This window comes from Paenibacillus taihuensis, assembly GCF_003386535.1.
GTDB classification, from domain to species: Bacteria; Bacillota; Bacilli; order Paenibacillales; family Paenibacillaceae; genus Paenibacillus_Z; species Paenibacillus_Z taihuensis.
Genome location: NZ_QTTN01000011.1, coordinates 76971 through 97032, shown reverse-complemented (window position 1 = coordinate 97032; position 20062 = coordinate 76971). Strand labels below are relative to the sequence as shown.

18 protein-coding genes are annotated in these 20062 nt (G+C 54.8%); all 18 read left to right on the top strand.

Annotation, left to right across the window (positions count from 1 at the left end; genetic code table 11):
• Positions 1-134 precede the first annotated feature (134 nt).
• The 18 genes from A8990_RS11630 to A8990_RS11545 all read left to right on the top strand — a co-directional run bounded on the left by A8990_RS11630 (position 135) and on the right by A8990_RS11545 (position 20052).
• On the top strand, positions 135-1079 hold the full coding sequence (locus A8990_RS11630) for a carbohydrate ABC transporter permease (RefSeq protein WP_245995966.1): 945 nt from the start codon (positions 135-137) through the stop codon (positions 1077-1079).
• Positions 1076-1912 carry a carbohydrate ABC transporter permease gene (locus A8990_RS11625; RefSeq protein WP_116189200.1) on the top strand — a complete coding sequence of 279 codons (837 nt, stop codon included), beginning with the start codon at positions 1076-1078 and terminating at the stop codon, positions 1910-1912. Before A8990_RS11630 ends, A8990_RS11625 begins: the two co-directional genes overlap by 4 nt.
• Positions 1913-1940: 28 nt before the next feature.
• Positions 1941-2891 (top strand): MDR/zinc-dependent alcohol dehydrogenase-like family protein, encoded by a 951-nt coding sequence (locus A8990_RS11620; RefSeq protein WP_116189199.1) that lies wholly within the window; start codon positions 1941-1943, stop codon positions 2889-2891.
• A gap of 22 nt (positions 2892-2913) precedes the next feature.
• Positions 2914-4020, top strand: a complete 1107-nt coding sequence (locus A8990_RS11615; protein ID WP_116189198.1) for a Gfo/Idh/MocA family protein — start codon at positions 2914-2916, stop codon at positions 4018-4020.
• 13 nt (positions 4021-4033) lie between these two features.
• Positions 4034-6151, top strand: coding sequence for an alpha-amylase family protein (locus A8990_RS11610; protein WP_116189197.1), 2118 nt, complete (start codon positions 4034-4036; stop codon positions 6149-6151).
• Positions 6152-6226: 75 nt separating this feature from the next.
• Positions 6227-7375, top strand: coding sequence for an N-methyl-L-tryptophan oxidase (gene solA, locus A8990_RS11605; protein WP_245995965.1), 1149 nt, complete (start codon positions 6227-6229; stop codon positions 7373-7375).
• Between the two features lie 34 nt (positions 7376-7409).
• Entirely contained in the window at positions 7410-9605 is a 2196-nt protein-coding gene (locus A8990_RS11600; RefSeq protein WP_116189196.1) for a hypothetical protein, read from the top strand.
• A 3-nt stretch (positions 9606-9608) separates the two neighbouring features.
• On the top strand, positions 9609-10484 hold the full coding sequence (locus A8990_RS11595; RefSeq protein ID WP_116189195.1) for a sugar phosphate isomerase/epimerase: 876 nt from the start codon (positions 9609-9611) through the stop codon (positions 10482-10484).
• A complete protein-coding gene (locus A8990_RS11590) occupies positions 10477-11022 on the top strand; it encodes a D-lyxose/D-mannose family sugar isomerase (protein ID WP_116189194.1) in 546 nt (181 codons plus the stop codon). The genes A8990_RS11595 and A8990_RS11590 overlap by 8 nt, the downstream gene beginning before the upstream one ends.
• A gap of 40 nt (positions 11023-11062) precedes the next feature.
• Positions 11063-12082 carry a LacI family DNA-binding transcriptional regulator gene (locus A8990_RS11585; RefSeq protein WP_116189193.1) on the top strand — a complete coding sequence of 340 codons (1020 nt, stop codon included), beginning with the start codon at positions 11063-11065 and terminating at the stop codon, positions 12080-12082.
• 110 nt (positions 12083-12192) lie between these two features.
• Positions 12193-13257: a Gfo/Idh/MocA family protein gene (locus A8990_RS11580; RefSeq protein WP_116189192.1), complete on the top strand. Its 1065-nt coding sequence runs from the start codon at positions 12193-12195 to the stop codon at positions 13255-13257.
• The gene (locus A8990_RS11575) at positions 13254-14204 is read left to right on the top strand and encodes an ROK family protein (protein WP_116189191.1); all 951 of its coding nucleotides are present in this window, start codon (positions 13254-13256) and stop codon (positions 14202-14204) included. Before A8990_RS11580 ends, A8990_RS11575 begins: the two co-directional genes overlap by 4 nt.
• An 18-nt stretch (positions 14205-14222) precedes the next feature.
• Entirely contained in the window at positions 14223-15401 is a 1179-nt protein-coding gene (gene nagA, locus A8990_RS11570) for an N-acetylglucosamine-6-phosphate deacetylase (RefSeq protein WP_116189190.1), read from the top strand.
• A 4-nt stretch (positions 15402-15405) separates the two neighbouring features.
• Positions 15406-16395: a Gfo/Idh/MocA family protein gene (locus A8990_RS11565; protein ID WP_181909527.1), complete on the top strand. Its 990-nt coding sequence runs from the start codon at positions 15406-15408 to the stop codon at positions 16393-16395.
• Between the two features lie 16 nt (positions 16396-16411).
• Entirely contained in the window at positions 16412-17395 is a 984-nt protein-coding gene (locus A8990_RS11560; protein ID WP_116189188.1) for a Gfo/Idh/MocA family protein, read from the top strand.
• A 265-nt stretch (positions 17396-17660) separates the two neighbouring features.
• Positions 17661-18641 carry an aldo/keto reductase gene (locus A8990_RS11555; protein WP_116189187.1) on the top strand — a complete coding sequence of 327 codons (981 nt, stop codon included), beginning with the start codon at positions 17661-17663 and terminating at the stop codon, positions 18639-18641.
• Positions 18638-19141 carry a histidine kinase dimerization/phospho-acceptor domain-containing protein gene (locus tag A8990_RS32485; protein ID WP_342772824.1) on the top strand — a complete coding sequence of 168 codons (504 nt, stop codon included), beginning with the start codon at positions 18638-18640 and terminating at the stop codon, positions 19139-19141. Before A8990_RS11555 ends, A8990_RS32485 begins: the two co-directional genes overlap by 4 nt.
• Positions 19142-19194: 53 nt before the next feature.
• Positions 19195-20052, top strand: a complete 858-nt coding sequence (locus A8990_RS11545) for a YhcN/YlaJ family sporulation lipoprotein (RefSeq protein WP_181909526.1) — start codon at positions 19195-19197, stop codon at positions 20050-20052.
• Positions 20053-20062 lie beyond the last annotated feature (10 nt).

The window sequence follows — 20062 nt, the reverse complement described above, 5'->3', positions numbered from 1 at the left end:
CTAGATGAACAAATGGATGAATGTCAGCCAAGAAAAGAAGCATCGGAAGAGCTTGAACAGCTCTTCCCTTGGCGGTTTCGCACGTCCATTTGCGTAAACGTTTTGACAAAAATGACGAGGAACGGGGGGCTATTATGGCAAATACGATCATGAGCAAGGCCGAGAGAAGAGAAGAACGCTTCGGTTATTTGTTCATTTCGCCCTGGATAATTGGTTTCATCGCTTTCGCCGCTTTTCCGATTGTGGCATCGCTGCTCATTAGCTTTATGAAGTGGGATATTTACCAAGCGCCATCCTGGGTCGGCTGGGACAATTTCAATCATCTCTTCCACGACAAGCTGTTCTACAAGTCGATGCGCGTCACGCTCGTGTACAGCGCATTCGCCATCCCGCTCGGGTTGATCTTCGGACTTGCCTTGTCGCTGCTGCTGAACATGAACATTCGAGGCATCAATACATACCGGACGTTGTTCTACTTGCCTTCCGTCATTTCAGGGGTAGCCATCGCGATGGTGTGGAAGTGGATCTTCAATAGCGACTACGGCCTGCTGAACTACATGCTATCGCTGATCGGCATTCATGGACCGAAGTGGCTGGAGGATCCGAATTGGATTCTGACAACCTATATTATCATGAGTCTTTGGGGTATTGGCGGAAGCGCTATCATCTTTTTGGGCGGCCTGCAAAATATTCCGGGTCATCTGTATGAAGCAGCGAAGATCGACGGTGCGAAGGTGATGCAGCGATTCTCGAAGATTACGCTTCCGCTGCTGACGCCAACCTTGTTCTTCCAGCTTCTCATGGGTATTATCGGCTCGTTCCAAGTATTCACGTCCGCATTCATTATGAATGGCCGCGGCGGCAGCGCCAGCGGCGGCGGACCGGAGAACGAAGGGCTGTTCTACATGCTGTACCTGTACCAAAAGGCGTTCAAATCGTTCGATATGGGCTATGCGTCAGCGATGGCATGGGTTGGCGGATTAATCTCATTCGTTCTTGCCATCATTGTCTATAAATCCCAAGGCAGATGGGTGTTCTACGATGCTGACGACAACAACGGAAAGGGGAGAACGGCATGACCTTCCGCATTCGCAAATTCGCCGGATTGACGGTATCGCATCTCGTGCTCGCGGCGCTGTCGCTCGCCTGCATTATTCCGTTTCTGTGGATGATATCCACCTCTCTGAAGACCAAAGCAGCCATGTGGGAGTTTCCGCCGAAATGGATTCCGAAGAACCCGCTCTGGCACAACTACCATGACGCATTCACGCTGGCGCCGTTCGGCACCTACATTACGAATACGCTTACACTCGAGATTCTTACAATCGCGGGTCAAGTCATATCTTGTACGTTAATCGCATACGGTTTCTCCAGATTCCGTTTCCGCGGACGTGATACATTGTTCTTCCTCATGCTGGCGACGATGCTCATCCCGGAGCAAGTGACGATGATTCCGACGTTCTTGTTCTACAGCAAGCTCGAGTGGATCGATACGTATCTGCCGCTTGTCGTCCCAGCGTTCTTCGGGAATGCGTTCTATGTCTTCTTGATGAGACAGTTTCTGCTGACGATACCGAAGGATCTTGACGAAGCAGCGAAAATCGACGGCGCGAACGAGTTTCAAATCCTGTGGAAGGTGCTTGTTCCGATTCTGAGGCCGTCGCTGACGATTATCGTTGTTTATACGTTTACCGGCGTCTACAACGACTTCCTGTCGCCGCTCATTTATCTTAATTCGCCGGAGAAGTTCACGCTTGCCATCGGACTTGCGAACTTCGTTTCGTCCCGGTCAACCGAATGGAATTTGCTCATGGCTGCATCGACGGTCATATTGCTTCCGCTGCTTGTTATCTATTACATGGCGCAGAAGAATTTGATCGGCGGTATCGCGAGTCTTGGCATTAAAGGTTAACAAGCTGCAATGAAGGAGTGAATTGGGAATGAAAGCAGCCGCGATATTCGGTCCTGGCGATGTCCGGGTGATGGACATTGAGAAGCCGGAGCCAGGTCCCGGGGAGTTATTAGTTGAGGTGAAAGCATGCGGACTCTGTTCCTCGGAGCTTGGCATGTGGGTCGATCCGAATTTCAAGACAGATGATCCGATCTTCTTCGGACATGAGGTAAGCGGAAACGTTGTCGCAGCGGGTGCAGGGGTAAGCAAGTTCGCGGTTGGCGACCGAGTCACCATCTTCACCGATCGAGGGGGCTATGCGGAGTTCGTCACTGTCCCGGAGGATTGGGCGATTAAACTCGCCGATCATGTTCCGTACGACTGGGCACTCGGTGAACCAATCGGATGCGCGATGAACGGAACTTCCAGGTCCGGCATCGAGGTAGGCGATACGGTCGTTCTGATCGGCATCGGCTTCATGGGCGGACTAATCCAGCAAGGCGCGCGCCTGAAGGGAGCGTCCCGCATTATTGCCGTCGATACAAGACCAGAATCGTTCGAGCTGGCTCAGAAGCTTGGCGCAGATCATGTGATCGACGCAAGAGAGGGAAATGCCATTCAGCGTATTCTCGAACTGACCGGCGGAGAAGGAGCCGATGTCGTCATCGAAGCGACCGGTAAGCAAGGCGCGCTCGATATGGCGACCGAAGCGGTGCGAATCCGCGGGCGGCTTGTCATCTTCGGTTACCATCAGGGAGGCAAGCGCACCATTGACGTCCAGGCTTGGAACTGGAAAGGACTCGATGTGATCAATGCGCATGAGAGAGATCCGCAGGCCTATCTCAAGGGGATCAGAACCGGCATGAAGCTGCTCGAAGCCGGGCAGTTAGACATTGCACCGCTGCTCTCTCATTATTTTGAGCTCAAAGATATTAACCATGCTTTTCTGCTTGCGAAGAGTAAACCGGACGGTTTCTTGAAAGCCGTCATCACATTCTAAGGTCAAAGGGGATCTGTAAGCGATGAAAAGATTAAAAGTTGGTTTGGTTGGACTCGGCGAGGTTGCTCAAATTACACATTTGCCTATTTTGGAAAATCTAGCGGATCGTTATGAAATTGCGGCATTATGCGATATTTCGCCTACCCTGCTTCAAGTACTGGGCGAGAAATACCGCGTGACGAATCTATATACAGACTACAAGGCGCTTGCAGCGCAAGAAGATCTCGATGCCGTGTTCGTCCTCAACAGCGATGAATACCATGCGGATTCGGCGATTCATGCGCTCAAGAACCATAAGCATGTGTTGATCGAGAAGCCAATGACGCTCAATCATGCCGATGCGGATGCGATGATCGAGGCGCGCGATGAAGCGGGCGTACAGGTGATGGTCGGTTACATGCGCCGTTTCGCCCCTGCTTTCACAGAGGCACTGGAAGAGATTAAGACGCTCGGACCGATCCAATATGCGAAGGTTCGCGACATTATCGGACCTAACCGCAAGATCATCGATCAATCGAGCACGGTATATCGCTTCACCGATATTCCGAAAGAGCTGATGGAAGAACGCTATACTCGCCGCGCTGCGATGATCAAGGAAGCGATCGGCGAAGTGCCGCAGGATATCTACAACGCGTACGGACTTCTCGCTGGCTTGAACAGCCATGACCTGTCCGCCATGCGCGAGCTGCTCGGCATGCCGAAGCGTGTTGTTTCGGCGGCACAATGGAACGGCGGCGGGTACATAACAGCTATTCTTGAATTCGACGGCTACTACGCGGTATTCGAGACAGGCGTAGACGAGCAATGCCGTTTCGATGCTTCAATCGAGGTAATGGGCAAGTATAAGCAGCTGAATGTCAAATACGATACGCCGTATATTCGCCACCTGCCGACAACGCTGGAAGTGAAGGAAACGGTAGGCGAGCAGTACAACGAGTACGTGAAACGCCCGACGTTGAAGGATCCATACACCGTTGAGCTTGAAACCTTCTACGAGGTTGCCACGCAGAACAAGGCTCCGAAGACGACGATCGAAGACTATAAGCAGGACCTGGAATTGTTCAAAATGATTACGGACGCGCTGCTCGCAAACGAGCCTAAATCGAGTGCGTTGGAGCTTGAAGTTTAAGGAGGGTTTCAGCATGGGCGATTCGATTGGATTGCCGCTTAAGCATTGGGCGTGCGGAGACGTCGTGTACACATTCGGCGAGGAGGATGGACGGCTTCACGCCGTCCAAGTCCGCGGCCGAGGGGTATGGCACGGCGATTTGTCGCTCGATATCGGCGCTGACGGCACATATGGGACGGGGCGGCTTGCCTGGCACAGCTTCGAGGGGGCTAACACGTGGGAGCTTCCTCGGATTGTGCCCGCGGATGGTGAAGGTGCTGAAAGTGCTGAGTCACGGTGGCAATTTGTTGGCTGGGATGAACAGGATGCAGAGGGAAATTCTAGAGAGAGCGTGGGAGGTGCAGCGAGTCTAGTTGCCCGTTACCGGAATGCTGGGCTATCGCTGTCGGTCTGTTATAGTACGTTTGGCGCAAATGCGGCAATCGATGCTGTATTCGAGAATACAGGTACCGAAATTGTCTATGTGAATGGCGTTGCTTTCATGGCGAGCCAGCGGCTTGGATCGGAGGGAACGGAGTTTGATTTCCCGGGCAATGTTCCCTACAAAGTATTCGATGCTTCAGCACTAGACGACAGGTCGCCTGTCGAAACAGGGCTTGTTAATCCGGTTATTAAGCTAAAGTCCAGCGTTGAGCGGACGAACCTCATCTTCGTGGATGAAGAGGAGAAGTGGGGAACCGGCGTCTACCGTGATGGTGAGACGCTGCATCTGGTAAACCTTGCAGCGGTAGAAGCGAATCTGGCACCAGGCGAGAAGCTCGCGTGCGGCACACTCTATATTCAGCCAGTCGGAAGCGGCGATCCATTCGAATTGATTCGCGAGCTGTATATCGGCAAAGGCTGGGTGCCGCCGACGGACGGTCATCGCGAAGGCGTGCTCTATTCCTGCCATCCGCATGGCACGATGGATTCAGACTTCCCGATTAAGCGGGATATGGCTGCTTTTGCAGATGAGCTTCCCGCCCTTCGCGATATGGGCATCGATCATGTGTGGGTGCTGCCGATCTTCGAGCATTTGGAGCGCGGCGTCTATCATCCTACTGATCAGCGCATTGTGGATGAACGCTATGGCGACGACAGGGCTGTCGAAACGTTCAGCCGCAAGCTGCACGAGCTAGGTATGACACTGCTCTTCGATTATGTCCCGCATGGTCCGGAGCTAGAGGATCCGCTCGGCATCGAATTCCGCAGATGGGCATCCCTCCGCAGAGACGGTAATCCGCAGATCGAATGGAATTGCTTGAGCTTTGATATGACCAATCCCGAATACCTGGAATATACGAAGGAGCTCGTCAAGGAGCATGTCCGGCGCTTCGACGTCGACGGCGCTAGGATCGACTGTGCGATGGGCGGCTTAACGAATTGGCGTCCTTACGGCACGAATCGTCCGAGCAACTCGAACTTGAAGGGCGGCATCGAGATCAGCAAAGCGATCCGTGATGGATTCCTCGAAGCGGGCAAGAAGCCGCTCTCGACGCCGGAGAACTTCAATCCGGTGCCGGCGTACGCTCCGTACACCGATGTGTTCTACGATATGGCGCTGTATCGGGTGTTCTTCGAGATGGAGGCGGAAGGCCTCGTGCCGGCTGACTTCGCGCGGGAGCTTACGCGCTGGCTGGAAGCAGAGATGCTGAGCACCGTTCCGGGTTATGTGAAGCTGCGTTTCCTAGGCAATCATGACACGGTTACGTGGGTGTGGAACAAGTCGCGCGCGACTGCTTGGTACGGCGAAGAGCGGGCGAAAGCGCTTTGGGTGCTGCTCAGCTGCATCGACGGCATTCCAATGCTCTATCAAGGTGACGAGGATGCTTCGATCTATCTGAAGGAAGGACCCGTATTAAGAGACTTCTTCCGAGAGCTGTTCCAGATGCGGAGACAGTACCTCAATAACGATTTCACAACGGAATATGAATATACCGGCACGCCTGTTGTCGCCTTCTGGAGGAAGAATGGAGCGGACGCGCGGTTCATCGCTGTTAATCTATCGAATGAACCGGTGACGTTCGCTGTGCCGGCATCGCTAATAGAAGCCGCAATTGTTTACGGAGCTGCGGAAACGAATGTGGTTGCGGATGAGAGTGGCGGGTCTGCCACGATTGGCGCGTATGGAAGCGCGGTTTGGTCAATTTGAGTCGGTTTGAACAGGCAGGCGAGAGCTTACGCTTAAGCGCGAGAGTAATGAACTTCGTAAAGGAGTGTTCTGACGATGGAACTGGAGCTATACGATGTGATCGTCGTTGGAGCAGGCGCCATGGGAATGTCCGCCGGCTACCACGCTGCTAGAGCAGGACGAAGGACGCTGCTGATCGACGCGTACGATCCGCCGCATGCACAAGGTACGCACCATGGCGAAACCCGGATTATCCGCCATGCCTATGGTGAAGGCAGGGCGTACACGCCGATGGCGCTTCGGGCTCAAGCGCTCTGGTATGAACTGGAGCGGGAAACCGGCCGCCGGCTGTTTCTGGAGACGGGCTTCCTTCAAGCCGGCGAACCCGGCTCCCGAATGCTGACCGAAATGCAAGTCAGCGCCAAGGAGCACGGGCTTCCCGTTGAGGTGCTGGACAGCAGTGAGATGAAGCTGCGATGGCCCGGATTGGCACTGCCAGAGTCGTTCGTCGGCTGTTACGAAGCGGACAGCGGCGTGCTGCTCAGCGAAGCTTGCGTTCAAGCCTATCGGGATGCGGCTGTCGCGCTCGGTGCTACAATGCTGCCGAACACACCGGTAATCGCAATCCATCCGGATGCAGAAGGCGCGGAGGTTGTTACTGCGGCTGGTACATATAGAGCAAAGTCCCTTATCTTGACGGCAGGCAAATTCGCCGGTCCGATGCTGGCGAAGCTCGGCTTGAACGAGATGCCGCTGTCGCCGCTTCGCAAGACGGTGGAATGGTTCAAGCCGCTTACCGAGGATTACTCGCCGGACCGATTCCCGGCCTTTCTGTTCGATCTCCCCGAAGGCATCTTCTTCGGCTTCCCGGATATCAGCGGCGAAGGAGTGAAAGCAGGGCGACATGACGGTTTAGTGAGACCGATGCCGGAAGACGGCGTGCTGCTGCCTCACGGTACGTTCGAAGACGACGGCCGCGACTGCGCTGCATACGTTGCGCGCTATATGCCCGGCGTCGAGCCGACAATCATCAAAGGCAGCTCCTGCACCTATACAATGACGCCGGATGAGCACTTCATTCTCGACCGTCATCCGGATTATCCGCATATCGCGATTGGGGCAGGCTTCTCCGGCCATGGCTTCAAATTCGCCAGTGCAAACGGCGAGATATTAGCGAAGCTGGCCGCGGGAGATGACCCAGGCTTCGATCTTTCTTTATTTACACTGCATCGCTTTAATCCTTAAACGCTGGAACGCTGAAAGAAAGGGTGAAACGAATATGGAACGCGGCATATATTTCGACGCTTGGTACCGGGATGAACATTGCTTCCATCCGAGCTTGCCGATGCGGAGAACGCAAATGGTAGAAGATCTGAGAGATTACGAGGCGACGCTGCTCGTCTGGTCCGCTCTAGGCGGCGGCAGCCTGTCGCTCCCTTATTTGGAAGAAGAGGCGTACGGTGAAGTGCCGCAGCGCCTTCGCGTTTATGGCTACATGAACGACCAGGAATTTATCCGCGAATGCGATAAGCACGGCATCAAGGTGTTCGGCGTCGTGTTCGAGGTGCAAGGCTGGGAGTTCCCCGCGGAAATTAGCGAAGACGAGACTCAGCTGCTCAGCTTGAATATTCTCCGCGGCGAAGGCAACAAAACGTGGTACGGCTTGCGCGAGTTCAGCCAGGACAAATATCCGAAGCTGTTCAAGAAGACGTTCCGCGATTACTTCCCGGATGGTCTCACGAACAGCGACGGCGAGCAGGTGACCGACCTGTGGGAAGAATGCGCAGCGCGCAAATGGGACGGCACGGCTGTACATGCAGCATGGGTCGAAGTAGTTGGGCACGAGCAAATCTGCTATCAAATGTGCCGCAACAATCCGGTATGGCGGGCCTATTTGAAGAAGATCATCGAGATTCAGATCGACGCGGGCGTTCATGGCGTTCATCTGGATGAATGCGAGCTGCCGATTACGGCGATCAATTATGGCGGCTGCTTCTGCAAAGACTGCATGAAGCCGTTTAACGCATATTTGAAGGAACGCCAGCAGCTTGGATTGCTGCCGGCTGAATTTGCCGACACCGATTTCGACACGTTCCACTATGGCGAATATATCAAGGCGAACGGCATTGATTTCCCTGGACCGAATCGCGGGGCGATCCCGTTGTTCTCGGACTATTTTCAATTCCAGATGAAAATTATGACCGGTTACTTCAAAGAGCTGACCGACTATGTCCGCGCTTACGGCAAGTCCAAAGGACGCGACGTTCTGGTGTCAGGGAACTTCTTCCACGTCATGCACCAGTACATGCCGCTGCAGCCGGAAGTGGACATTATCGCGACGGAAATGCGCAATACGCTGTACCGTCAAGCGTACTGGTACCGCTATGCGAACGGCTTCGCCGGCGGCAAGCCGATGACGGTCGTCGAGAACCCATACGGGGGCATCGTGCCGGAGCTGCTTGAGAACTTGAAGAGCGGCCGCATGGCCGAGCAATTCCAGCTCATGCTGCTCGAGGCGACGACGTTCGGCTGCAATCTGTCGATTCCGTACGGCGGTTGGATGGGCAACACGATCCGCGACGCGTTCTATGCGCCGAAAGAGCCGACGATGGCGGTGCAGCAGTTCCTCAAGAAAAATGATCACTTGATCTCGAACATCTCCGGTGCCGAGATCGCGGTTAACTATAGCTATCCAAGCTACTGGCATCGGGAGAATGATGCCGTAGGCGATGACGGCGACCAAGCGACGATGCTGTCATCCACGGTGAACAAGGACGTCATCATGCCGTTCTGGGACATTATCCGCCAGATGAGCAAGCAGCATGTGCCGTACGATGTCATCATCTCGGATGATGGGGAGCTGTTCCAAGACGAGTTCACGTTGGAGCGTCTCTCCAAGTACAAGTGCCTCGTGCTGCCGGACAATGACATTATGACCGCGAAGCAGCTGGCGACAGTGCTTGAGTATCTAGACGCAGCAGAAGTAAACGGAGGAGGCGGCGGCAAAGTCGTCGTGTACGGTCGACTCGCGAATAACGGCAGCGAGGAAGCGCGTATGCTTGCTGCACGCGTTCTTGCACATCCGGGCACGCAGCTTTGCGAGGAGTCTGACAAGCTGTACGGCTTCATTACCGCGATTCGCGGCATGCTGCCGGACGCCAAGTTCCAGATCGAAGTCGATGGAACACCGGACATTGGTATTAATCCACATGCGCTTGAGAACGGCGGCTTAGCGATTCATCTTGTGAACTATCGCTTCGACCGTCAGCAGGATCGCGTCGTTCCTATTACGACCGCGTTCCGTATGCGGACGCCGCGAGCAGTAACGGAAGTAGCCGTTCATACGCTGAACGGTGAAGCCATTCAAGCCGAATGGCGCTACGATTCCGATTCTGACGCCGATGCTGGCGGCTATCTATCCGTACAAATCGCCGAGCTGCCGCTCTACGCGCTCGTTGAATGCAGGATGGTGTAGCCAATGAAATTGCTGCGCGTGAAATCATTGTGGGAGTATGTCTCTTTCGAAGGATCACCGCTTGCGATCAGGCTGGGCCAGGATAGCGGTGCGCTCTTCGCGCGAATTGCGGAAGCCGGATACGGGGCGGTCGAAAGTCCGCTCCCTGTACCCGAACAAGAGGAGCTATTCAAAGAACTGCTGCGAACGAACGGGCTTCGCTTCATTGCTCAAACCCTGACGGATGGACCTGACCATGCGGCTTCGTTCCGGGCACAGGCCGAGCGCGCGGCTTCATTTGACCCGATGTTCCTCGTATCGCAAAGTGCTAAGGACAGTGACTCCCTCAGCGACCAGCTGCACTACTTCGAGCAGGCGCTGCAGACGGAAGCTGCGATTGGACTTGCGGTTGCGCATGAAACGCATCGCGGGCGGGCGCTCTATACCCCGTGGAACGCGACGGAGTTGCTAAACAGGCTGGCTTCGCTCAAGCTTAACGCGGATTTCAGCCACTGGTGCTGCGTGACGGAATCGCTTCTAGAAGGTCATGCGAGTGCGCTCCAACTAGCCTGCAGCAGGTCCATTCATATTCACGGACGAGTCGGACATGCCGAAGGGCCGCAGGTTGCGGACCCCCGTGCACCGGAATACGCTCGTGAGCTGGCGGTTCACGAAGCGTGGTGGAAGCAAATCGTATGCGCAAGGCTCGCTGCAGGCGCAGATACGATTACGTTCACTCCGGAGTTCGGACCTCCGGGTTATATGCCGACATTGCCTTTTACAAGGCAGCCGGTTGCGAATCTATGGGAAGTCAACCTGTGGATGGCAGAGCGTTTCGAAGCGCTCGCAATGACATGGGCGGAGGAATTCGCGCGAGAAGGAGCGGTGGAGCATGAGTAAAGGGACTAGCACGGCGGAAGCTCGGCAGTGGACGATCGAGAAGCTTGCAGAGATCGGCGTCGTGCTTACGGAAGACGAGAAACAACAGGTCGAAGTGGCGGATATGGGGCTTGGAGAGCTGGCGTTAAGCGGTCTTCAGCTCATTACCTATATCAACAACGAGCGGTACTGTGCCAAGGATCTAGTGCTGATGCCAGGCCAGACTTGTCCGGAGCATCTTCATCCGCCGCTCTCGGCAGACAATCCAGGCAAGATGGAGACGTTCCGCTGCCGCTCCGGCGTCGTGTATCTATACGTGGAAGGGGAGGAAACGCCGAATCGCAAAGCGAGTCCTCCAGCAGGATGCGAGTGCTATTATACGGTTTTCCATGAGATCGAGCTTCATCCCGGGGAGCAGTATACGATTAAGCCGAACACGCTTCATTGGTTTCAAGCGGGGGCAGAAGGCGCGATCGTATCGGAATTCTCGAGCACAAGCCATGATGAATCGGATATTTTCACCGACCCTCGCATTCAGCGTTTGCCGGTTGAAAGTTAGTACCCTTAAAGTCCACTCCCCGCGATGAAGGTGGGATACGATGAAAGCGACCATTAAGGAAGTAGCCAAAGAAGCGGGAGTGTCGATATCGACGGTCTCACGCGTGCTCAATGGCAGAGACAGAGTAAGCCGCCATACGATTAATCGCGTTCGGGAAGTAATCGATCGCCTGCAGTTTCAGCCGGACTTCGTCGCGCGCACGATGATTATGAAGAAGACGAGTACGATCGGACTCGTTGTCCCCCAGCTGTCCAACGAATATTGGGCATTCATTTCCGAAGTCATTCAAGATGAGCTGTGGGCGCATGGCTATACGACGCTGATCTGCTCGACAGACAATGAGCCGGAGAAGGACAGCGCATATCTGAAAATGTGCCTCGAGCGTCGGATGGATGGCGTCATCTACTGCTCCTCTCCGCATTACGGCGCGGAAACAAACGAGCAGATTGACGCGCTGAAGGCAGCCGGTGTGCCGATTGTCTCCCTTGACCCAAGCATATTAGGCGTAAGCTGCGTTGTCGGTGATCATATGCAAGGCACGCTCACGGCGGTGGAGCATTTGATCCAGTGCGGCTATAACCGTATCGCATATATCGGCGGGCCGGCGGTTTCGATCGAGCGTGAGTTCGGTTACCGCAAGGCGCTTATGATGTATGGCTATCAGGTGGACGAAGGGCTGATCCGGCTAGTGAAAGGCCAATCGTTCGCGGACGGCTATGAGGGGCTGCAATCGCTAAGAGCGACAGGCATTTCGTTCGATGCCCTGTTCTGCGGCAATGATCTGCTTGCATTCGGCGCGATTAAGGCAATGGAAGAAGCGGGCATCCGTGTCCCGGAGGACGTTGCCGTCATTGGCTTTGACGATATTTTCTCGGCGCGGCTGTTCAAGCCTGCCCTGACCACCGTGAGGCAGCCGATTCAGGACATCGGGCAAGAGCTCGTTAATCTCTTGCTCCTAGCATTAGAAACAGAGCCGGAGAGGCGTACGGTACGCAAAATCGTCATTCCGACGGAACTGATCATCAGAGAAAGCTCAGGCACTGGGCCCAAGAGATTCTAGCAAAGATTCTAGTAAGAGATTCTAGCAAAAGGACTGCCTTTATCCGAATGCCGCCTCGCTAAAAGCGTGAGCGGTATTCGTTTCATATCAGGGGAGCGTGACGTGACGTGATGAAGACGATTAAAGTTGGAGTCGTAGGCATTGGGGCAATTGCGCATATTTTTCATCTGCCTAACTATAAGAATCACCCGCAAGTGGAGCTGGCGGCGGTCGCGGACATTGACTTCGGACGTGCGCAGCAGGCGGCCGAGCAATGGGGAGCAGCGGCATATCCGTCAGCGGAAGCGATGTTCCGGGAAGCCGGGCTTGATGCGGTGAGTATCTGCACGTTTAATACAAGCCACGCGGAGCTCGCGATAGCAGCGCTCGAAGCGGGGCTCGACGTGCTCGTAGAGAAGCCGATGACGGCCACAGCCGAGGAAGCAGTGAGTCTCGTCGAAACGGCAGAACGTACGGGGCGCATTCTGATGGTCGGCATGAGCAGCCGTTATCGCTATGATGTTCGCGCGCTGAAGGGCATTGCGGAGTCGGGCGAGCTTGGCGAGATCTATTTTGCCAAGGCAAGAATCATTCGCCGCCGCGGCGTGCCGAAAGGCTGGTTTACCTCGAAGGAGCTGTCTGGCGGCGGACCGATGATGGATATCGGCGTTCATGCGCTCGACGCGGTATGGTGGCTGATGGGGATGCCGGAGCCGAAGAATGTGCTCGGCAAGCTGTTCCATCGGATCGCCCCGTACGAGACGAGAGTGAATGGCTTCTATGAAGCGGCGTCGGAGGATAACAAAGCCGAGGGAATCTATGACGTAGAAGATTTCGGTACGGCGTATATTACGTTCGCGAACGGCGCGGCATTGACGGTTGAGGCGAGCTGGGCAGCTAATGGAGCGCAGGATGATGCGATGAAGATCGAGCTGTACGGCACGAAAGGCGGTGCAAGTCTGGATCCGCTGTTCCTGTTCACGGAATCGAATCTCGTGCCTGTTGAAAGCAGCTTAAAGGTGGAAAGCAACGATTATTACAAAGAGGAAATTGATCATTTTGTCCAGTGCGTGACTCGTCGGGAGCAGCCGGTTTCGGATGCGCGTCAAGGGCTGACGATTATGCGGATATTGGATGCGATCCGAGTTTCCTCCGAAACGAATCATGCTGCACGAGCAGCGAGCGTGGAGCAATGAGGCGCGTCTATGCGGGCGTTGATGTCGGCGGAACGGGCACGGTAATCGGTCTATTCGACGAACAGCGCCATATACTTGCCAAAGTGCAGCTAGATACGCTTGGCAGTAAACGGGAACGGTTTGGAGATGTGGATGCTTATACGAAGCTGGTTGCTCATCATATACGGGATGCTGCAGCGCAGCTGCCAGGGGATTCGGCGACGCTTGTGGCCGCAGGCTTCGGTATCCCGGGTCAAGTGAACCCCGAGGATGGCGTCGTATCGGATGCGACGAATCTCGGCTGGGGGCATGTTCCTTTTGCATGGATCATGGAGGATCTGCTTCAGGTTCCCGTTCGGATCGACCACGATGTTCGCACGTTCGCGAAGGGCGAGCTGATGGCAGGCGCCGCTCGAGGACGGAGTCATGCGATCTGCCTGACGATCGGGACGGGCATCGCCGCTGCGATTGCCATAGATGGAAAACTCGTTCGCGGCGGTCATAACCTTGCTGGCGAGATCGGTCATGATGTTGTCGCTACTCTGACACGCCGGTGCCCATGCGGGAAGGTCGGTTGCCTCGAGACCGTCGTTTCGGGTCCTGGCATCTCGCGTCTTGCTGCAGCAGCCGGTTTGACCAGCTGGCAGAACGAAGGCGAAGGCGGCATCCCAACAGCCGAAGATGTCGCCCGGCACTGCTCGGATAACAATGAGCAAGCGCTTGGTATTTATCGTTACGCCGCTGAACTGCTGGCGGAGAAGCTGGAAACGGCAGTTGCGCTGCTCGATCCGGAAGTGATTGTAATCGGTGGCGGTGTCGCAAAGGCAGGGGAGCCGCTTTTCGGGCCGATTCGGACCCGGCTGCATGATCGGTTTCCTTGGCTGAGAGGCAAGCTGACTGTCGTGCAGGCAGAGCTGGGAGATGAAGCGGCATTGATCGGCGCTTTCCATCATGTGTTTCAAGTGTAGAAAGGAGCTGCGAATGACGTGAACTTGGCAACGAAGGCTTATGTGAATGCTCAGATTTATACCGGTTACGAGCTGATTAACGGCGGGGGATTCATTACAAGTGGAGACGGAACGATTGTTTCTGTCGGCAGCCCGAGTTTGATAGAATCAGAAGTAGAGAAAGCGGATCGCGTCACAGATTTGGATGGCAAAATCGTTCTGCCCGGCTTCGTCGATGTTCACGTGCATGGCGGAGGCGGCTACAGTCTGCCTCGCGGGGAGCCGGAGGACTTCCGAGGTGCAGCGAAATACCATGCCGCGCACGGTACAACCTCGATGCTTGCAACGACCGACGGGGCAATTGAACCGACAACGCTTGGGATGCTGCGCAATGCGCTGCAGGCTCAGACGGACAGGACTAATGACGGTGCCGACTATATCGGCGTTCATTTGGAAGGTCCGTTTCTGAACCCGATTCGCAAAGGCGCATTCGACGAGTCGCTGCTCCATCCGCCGGATCAGGGCGAGATGGAGCGGTACATCGAGGCTTCCGGCGGCACGATCCGCCTCATTACGGTCGCTCCCGAGCTCGCTGGCGGCGAATCCTTCGTGAAGTGGTTGACTGCTCAAGGGATCCGCGTATCGATCGGGCATTCAAATGCTACCTATGAACAGTCGCTTCAGGCAATCGAGTGGGGCGCGCGCCATACGACCCATCATTTTAACGGGATGAGTCCATTCCATCATCGCGATCCGGGTGTTGCAGGTGCGGGGATGACGCAGCCGAGCTTGACGACGGAGCTGATTGCCGATGGCATTCATGTTCATCCGGCGGCGGTCCGGTTCTTATTCGACCTGAAAGGCGCATGGAATGTCTGCGTCATTACGGACGCGGTTCTCCAAGCAGGTCTGCCCGATGGCGATTACGGAGAAACGGTCGTCTCTGAAGGCAAAATCTATCTGAAAGGAACCGAGACGCTGGCAGGCAGCTCGGCTACGATGCTCGAATCGCTGCGTCGTGTCCTGGACTATACCGGGCGCTCGCTCGGTAACGTGCTCCCGTCCATTACCATCGTTCCCGCACGAGAAGCGGGGGCGGATAAGCGCAAAGGCTCGCTGTCAGCAGGGCTTGATGCCGACTTTCTCGTTCTGGACGAACAGCTGAATTTACTAGAGACGTATGTCCGAGGGCACCGCGTCTATCAGAAGGAGGAATGAATCTATGCTTAGAATCGGCATTATTGGAGCGGGCATGATGGGAGGAACTCATGCTTCCGCGTATGCCAACATCGACGGCGTGGAGCTTGTCGGCTTGGCAGATGCAAGAATAGAAGCTGCTCAGAAGCTGGCAGCCGAGCATGGCGCTAGAAGCTACGCTTCCTTGGAGGAGCTGATGGAGGCAGAGAACCCGGATATCATTGATATTTGCTTGCCTACTGATCTGCATAAGGCACATGTCTTATATGCAGCCTCTTGCGGGAAGCATGTATTCTGCGAGAAACCGATCGCGATGTCAGTGGAGGATGCGCTCGAAATGACAGAGGCTTGCCGCGCAGCCGGGGTCACGTTCATGATCGGCCATGCGCTGCGCTTCTCTCCAGACTATCAGATGGCGAAACGAATCGTAGAAGATGGGAAACTTGGCACCGTCGGCACGGTTCGGATGATTCGTGAAGGCGCGCCTCCTGGATGGTCGGCATGGTTCAAAGACAAGTCCCGGTCCGGAGGCGTCATCGTCGATCTCGGCATTCATGAGCTGGATTGGCTGCAGTCCGCATTCGGCGAGCCGCAGCGGGTTTATGCCAAGATTGCAGAGGAAGGACTTCCTGGCGAGCACGCCTTCGTCTCGATTCGGATGAAGAGCGGCGTCATCGCGCATCTAACGGCGAGCTGGGCGCTGCCGGACGGATTCCGATCCTTCCTTGAGCTGGCGGGAACAGAAGGCGTGCTGAAGCTGGATTCGGATGACCATAAGCCGATTGCCGTCACGCGCAAAGGTAATGGTGCTGGTGCTGATGCGGAGCTGCCATCGTCATCGTGGGAGAGTCCGCTGAGTCGTTCGCCTTATGAGGTAGAGCTGCGGCATTTTGTAGACTGTGTGCGCACGGGAACCGAGCCTCTCATTACGGGTGCAGATGCTGCGAGGTCGCTAGCGTTAGCGCTTGCGGCTGTTCGATCCGCACAGACTGGCGAAGTCATCACATTCGAATAGAGGAGGAGGACAACGGATGAGAATCGGAATGATAAGCTTCGCCCACATGCACGCATGGTCTTATGCGCATGCGATAAAGCGCAATCCACACGCCGAGTTGGTGGGTATATTCGATGATGATACGGAGCGCGGCCAGCGTATGGCAGCGGAGTTCGGCACAGCTTGGTTCGCGTCCGAGGACGAGCTCCTTGCATCCGTGGATGCGGTTATCGTCTGCTCGGAGAATAGCAAGCACGCGGCTTATACAATTGCTGCAGCTAAGCAAGGTAAGCATATTCTATGCGAGAAACCGATTGCCACGAACATAGAGGATGCCAAAGCGATGATTGCTACCGCTGAACAGGCCGGCGTACAGCTGATGATCGCCTTCCCTTGCAGATTCAGCACGGTAGCGCAGCGGATGAAGGAGCGCATCGCATCCGGCGAGCTCGGCCGAATCGTAGCCTTCGGAGGAACGAATCGCGGCTCCATGCCATGGGGCTGGTTCGCAGACAAGGAGCTGGCGGGCGGCGGTGCCGTTATGGACCATACCGTGCACGTGCTCGACGTGATGCGCTGGTATATGCCAGGCGCTGAAGTGACGGAAGTGTACGCGGAAGTCGATAATCGATTCCATCTCGATGCCGGGATTGACGACTGCGGACTGTTGACGTTCTCTTTTGACAACGGCGTTATCGCTTCGCTCGATCCGTCCTGGTCACGCCCTCGCTCGAACCCGACGTGGGGCGATCTAACGCTGGACCTTGTCGGTACCGAAGGCAGCGCGAAGGTGGATCTCTACAAGCAGAACATGACGCTCCACTCTGACGATACGATGAAGACGACGGCGCCTTTCTGGGGCGATGACCCGGACCAAGGGCTTATTGATCATTTTGTCGACTGCGTGATCTCTGGGAAGCCGGTTTCCGTGACAGGGGTAGACGGACTGCGGGCGATGGAGGTTGGTCTCGCTGCATATCAATCCGGGGAGCTGGGTAAGCCGGTGAAAATAGAAAGATAGATAGCTGAGAGAGCTGAGAGAGCTGAGAGAGCTGAGAGAGGCAAAACCCTCTCTCAGGGCCGAGAATACCAAGTTTTTGAGGAACTAGTTTAAGTAAAGAAGCTTCAGTTATGCGCAGCCTCTGAGCAGTCAGGGGCTTTTTCCATTGGTATTGAAATGCTAATTTTAGGAAAACGTATTGACTTGGAGTTAACTCCAGACTGTACACTTTGGTAGTGCGTAGTTGAATCATCCAAAACATTCTAGGGAAGCAGGAAAATATGAGATGGAATATGTGAAATTGGGCAATACAGGGCTGGATGTTTCCCGTCTTTGCCTGGGCTGTATGAGCTTTGGCGATGCAACGCGGTGGAATCATCCGTGGGTACTTAATGAAGAGAACAGCCGTCCGGTTATCAAGAGAGCGCTCGATCTGGGCATTAATTTCTTTGACACGGCGAATGTGTACGGGATTGGATCAAGCGAAGAAATCGTTGGACGAGCGTTGAAGGATTACGCCAATCGGGATGAAATTGTCCTTGCGACGAAGGTGTTCTTCCGCATGCAGGATGGTCCTAATGGAGCAGGGCTGTCGCGCAAAGCGATAATGAGCCAAATCGATGCCAGTCTGAAGCGACTGGGCACAGACTATGTGGACCTGTACCAAATTCATCGCTGGGATTACTACACACCGATCGAAGAAACGATGGAAGCGCTGCACGATGTTGTGAAGGCGGGAAAAGCGAGATATATCGGCGCATCCGCTATGTACGCATGGCAATTTCAGAAGGCGCTTCATGTCGCTGAACAGCATGGCTGGACACGTTTTGTAGCGATGCAAAATCATATGAATCTGATGTACCGTGAAGAAGAAAGAGAAATGATGCCGCTGTGCGTCGCTGAGCAAATCGGAGTGATTCCGTACAGCCCGATCGCTTCAGGCCGCCTGGTTCGCGATCCGTCCGTAACGACATTCCGCTCCGAAACGGACCCCGCTCAGAAGATGAAATATGATCCAACTTTTGAGACAGACCGGTTCATTATTGACAGGGTCGCAGAGGTCGCAGAAAAGCGCGGCGTTCCACGTGTTCAAGTTGCGCTTGCTTGGCTGCTGCAGAAGAAGCAGGTAGCATCTCCGATCATCGGTGTAACGAGCATAGAGCAGCTTGAAGAGATGATGGGAGCTCTTTCCTTAACGTTGACCTCAGATGAAATTAATTTCCTTGAAGAGCTGTACGTTCCTCACCGCGTAGTTGGGGCACTATAAAACCTATATGGAGATTCATGCATCCGGATGACGTCCATCGTTCAACGGAGCGGATCCGTGACGTCATGCAGACGGACGAGCCCAATGAATTTGAAGAGTGCTGCCTCATCGACATCAATGGCAATACCATTGACGTGGAAGCCTCCAGTACCCGCATTCGCAACTACCCCGGCAGAGGTACAGTCGTCCAGAGCGTCTTTCGCGATATACGCGGGCGGAAGAAGGAGGAGGAGGCGCTTATCCATTCGGAGAAGCTCTCCGTTGCCGGACAGATGGCTGCAGGCATTGCACATGAGATCCGCAATCCGCTGACGTCTCTGATCGGTTTCTCGAAGTTTCTGAAGACGAAGATTGATAAGTATCATGAGTACTTCGACTACAAGCAGACAGCACGCAAAGGCAAAGGCAAAGGCAAAGGCAAAGGCACAGGCAAAGGCAAAGGCAAAAAGGCGGTACTTAACCTAAAAAGTTGCCAGCATAGCTCATCTCCCTCCGGCTAACGCTATAACCGGACCGCCAAGAGTGGTCCCTTACGAAACGGAGGATGAGACACATGCAGCGGAAATTTGCAATGCTGGCAGCCGGCGCATTGTTGACAACGATGTTGGCAGGGTGTGGGGAGAAGCAGGGCGATTTGGGTAACCGTAATATCCGGGGCAATAGTGTAGCTTATGATATGAATGGCAATCGGATCATTCATTCCAGATTTGCGAATGATCAGATGAACGAGATGAACCGGGTAGACGGCCACCGCTTGAACAGCAACAACATTATCGGGCTTCATAAGAACTACCGCCTGGAGATGAGCGATTCCATTGCCACGCGGCTTCAAGCGATGCCCGAAGTGAACAAAGCATATGTCATGATGACGGATGACAATGCTTATGTCGCGGTTTCGCTCAAAGACAACCGCGATGTAACGGCAAAGGGAACGCATCCAAGAGCAATGAGCTTCTCGGCAGCCCCAACGCCGCTCAGCCGTACGCAGCAAGCATACCAGCGTCCGTATCTGTCGATTAGATCGATGGGTACCTCCGGTATGAAGATGACTGCTACATCGGGCACGTCGATGAGCAAGACCAAGGGCACACGAGCAAGCTCAATTTCAACGCCGAACATGCTGACGGGCCACAAGAACTACCGTGCACAAAGTGCGATGCCGTTCTCGACGACACGGATGCTTACGAACAATAATACATCGACGACGGCAACAGGCGATCTGAAGACTCGGATAGCCAATGAAGTCAAAGCGATGGCACCGCAAATTAAAAATGTTTACGTGTCTGCGAACCCGGACTTCGTCGACCGTATGACTGGCTATGCGAATGATGTGAAGCTTGGTCACCCGATCCAAGGCTTCATCGCAGAGTTCAACGCCATGGTCGATCGTATTTTCCCAGCTCGCAGATAGCACATAGTAC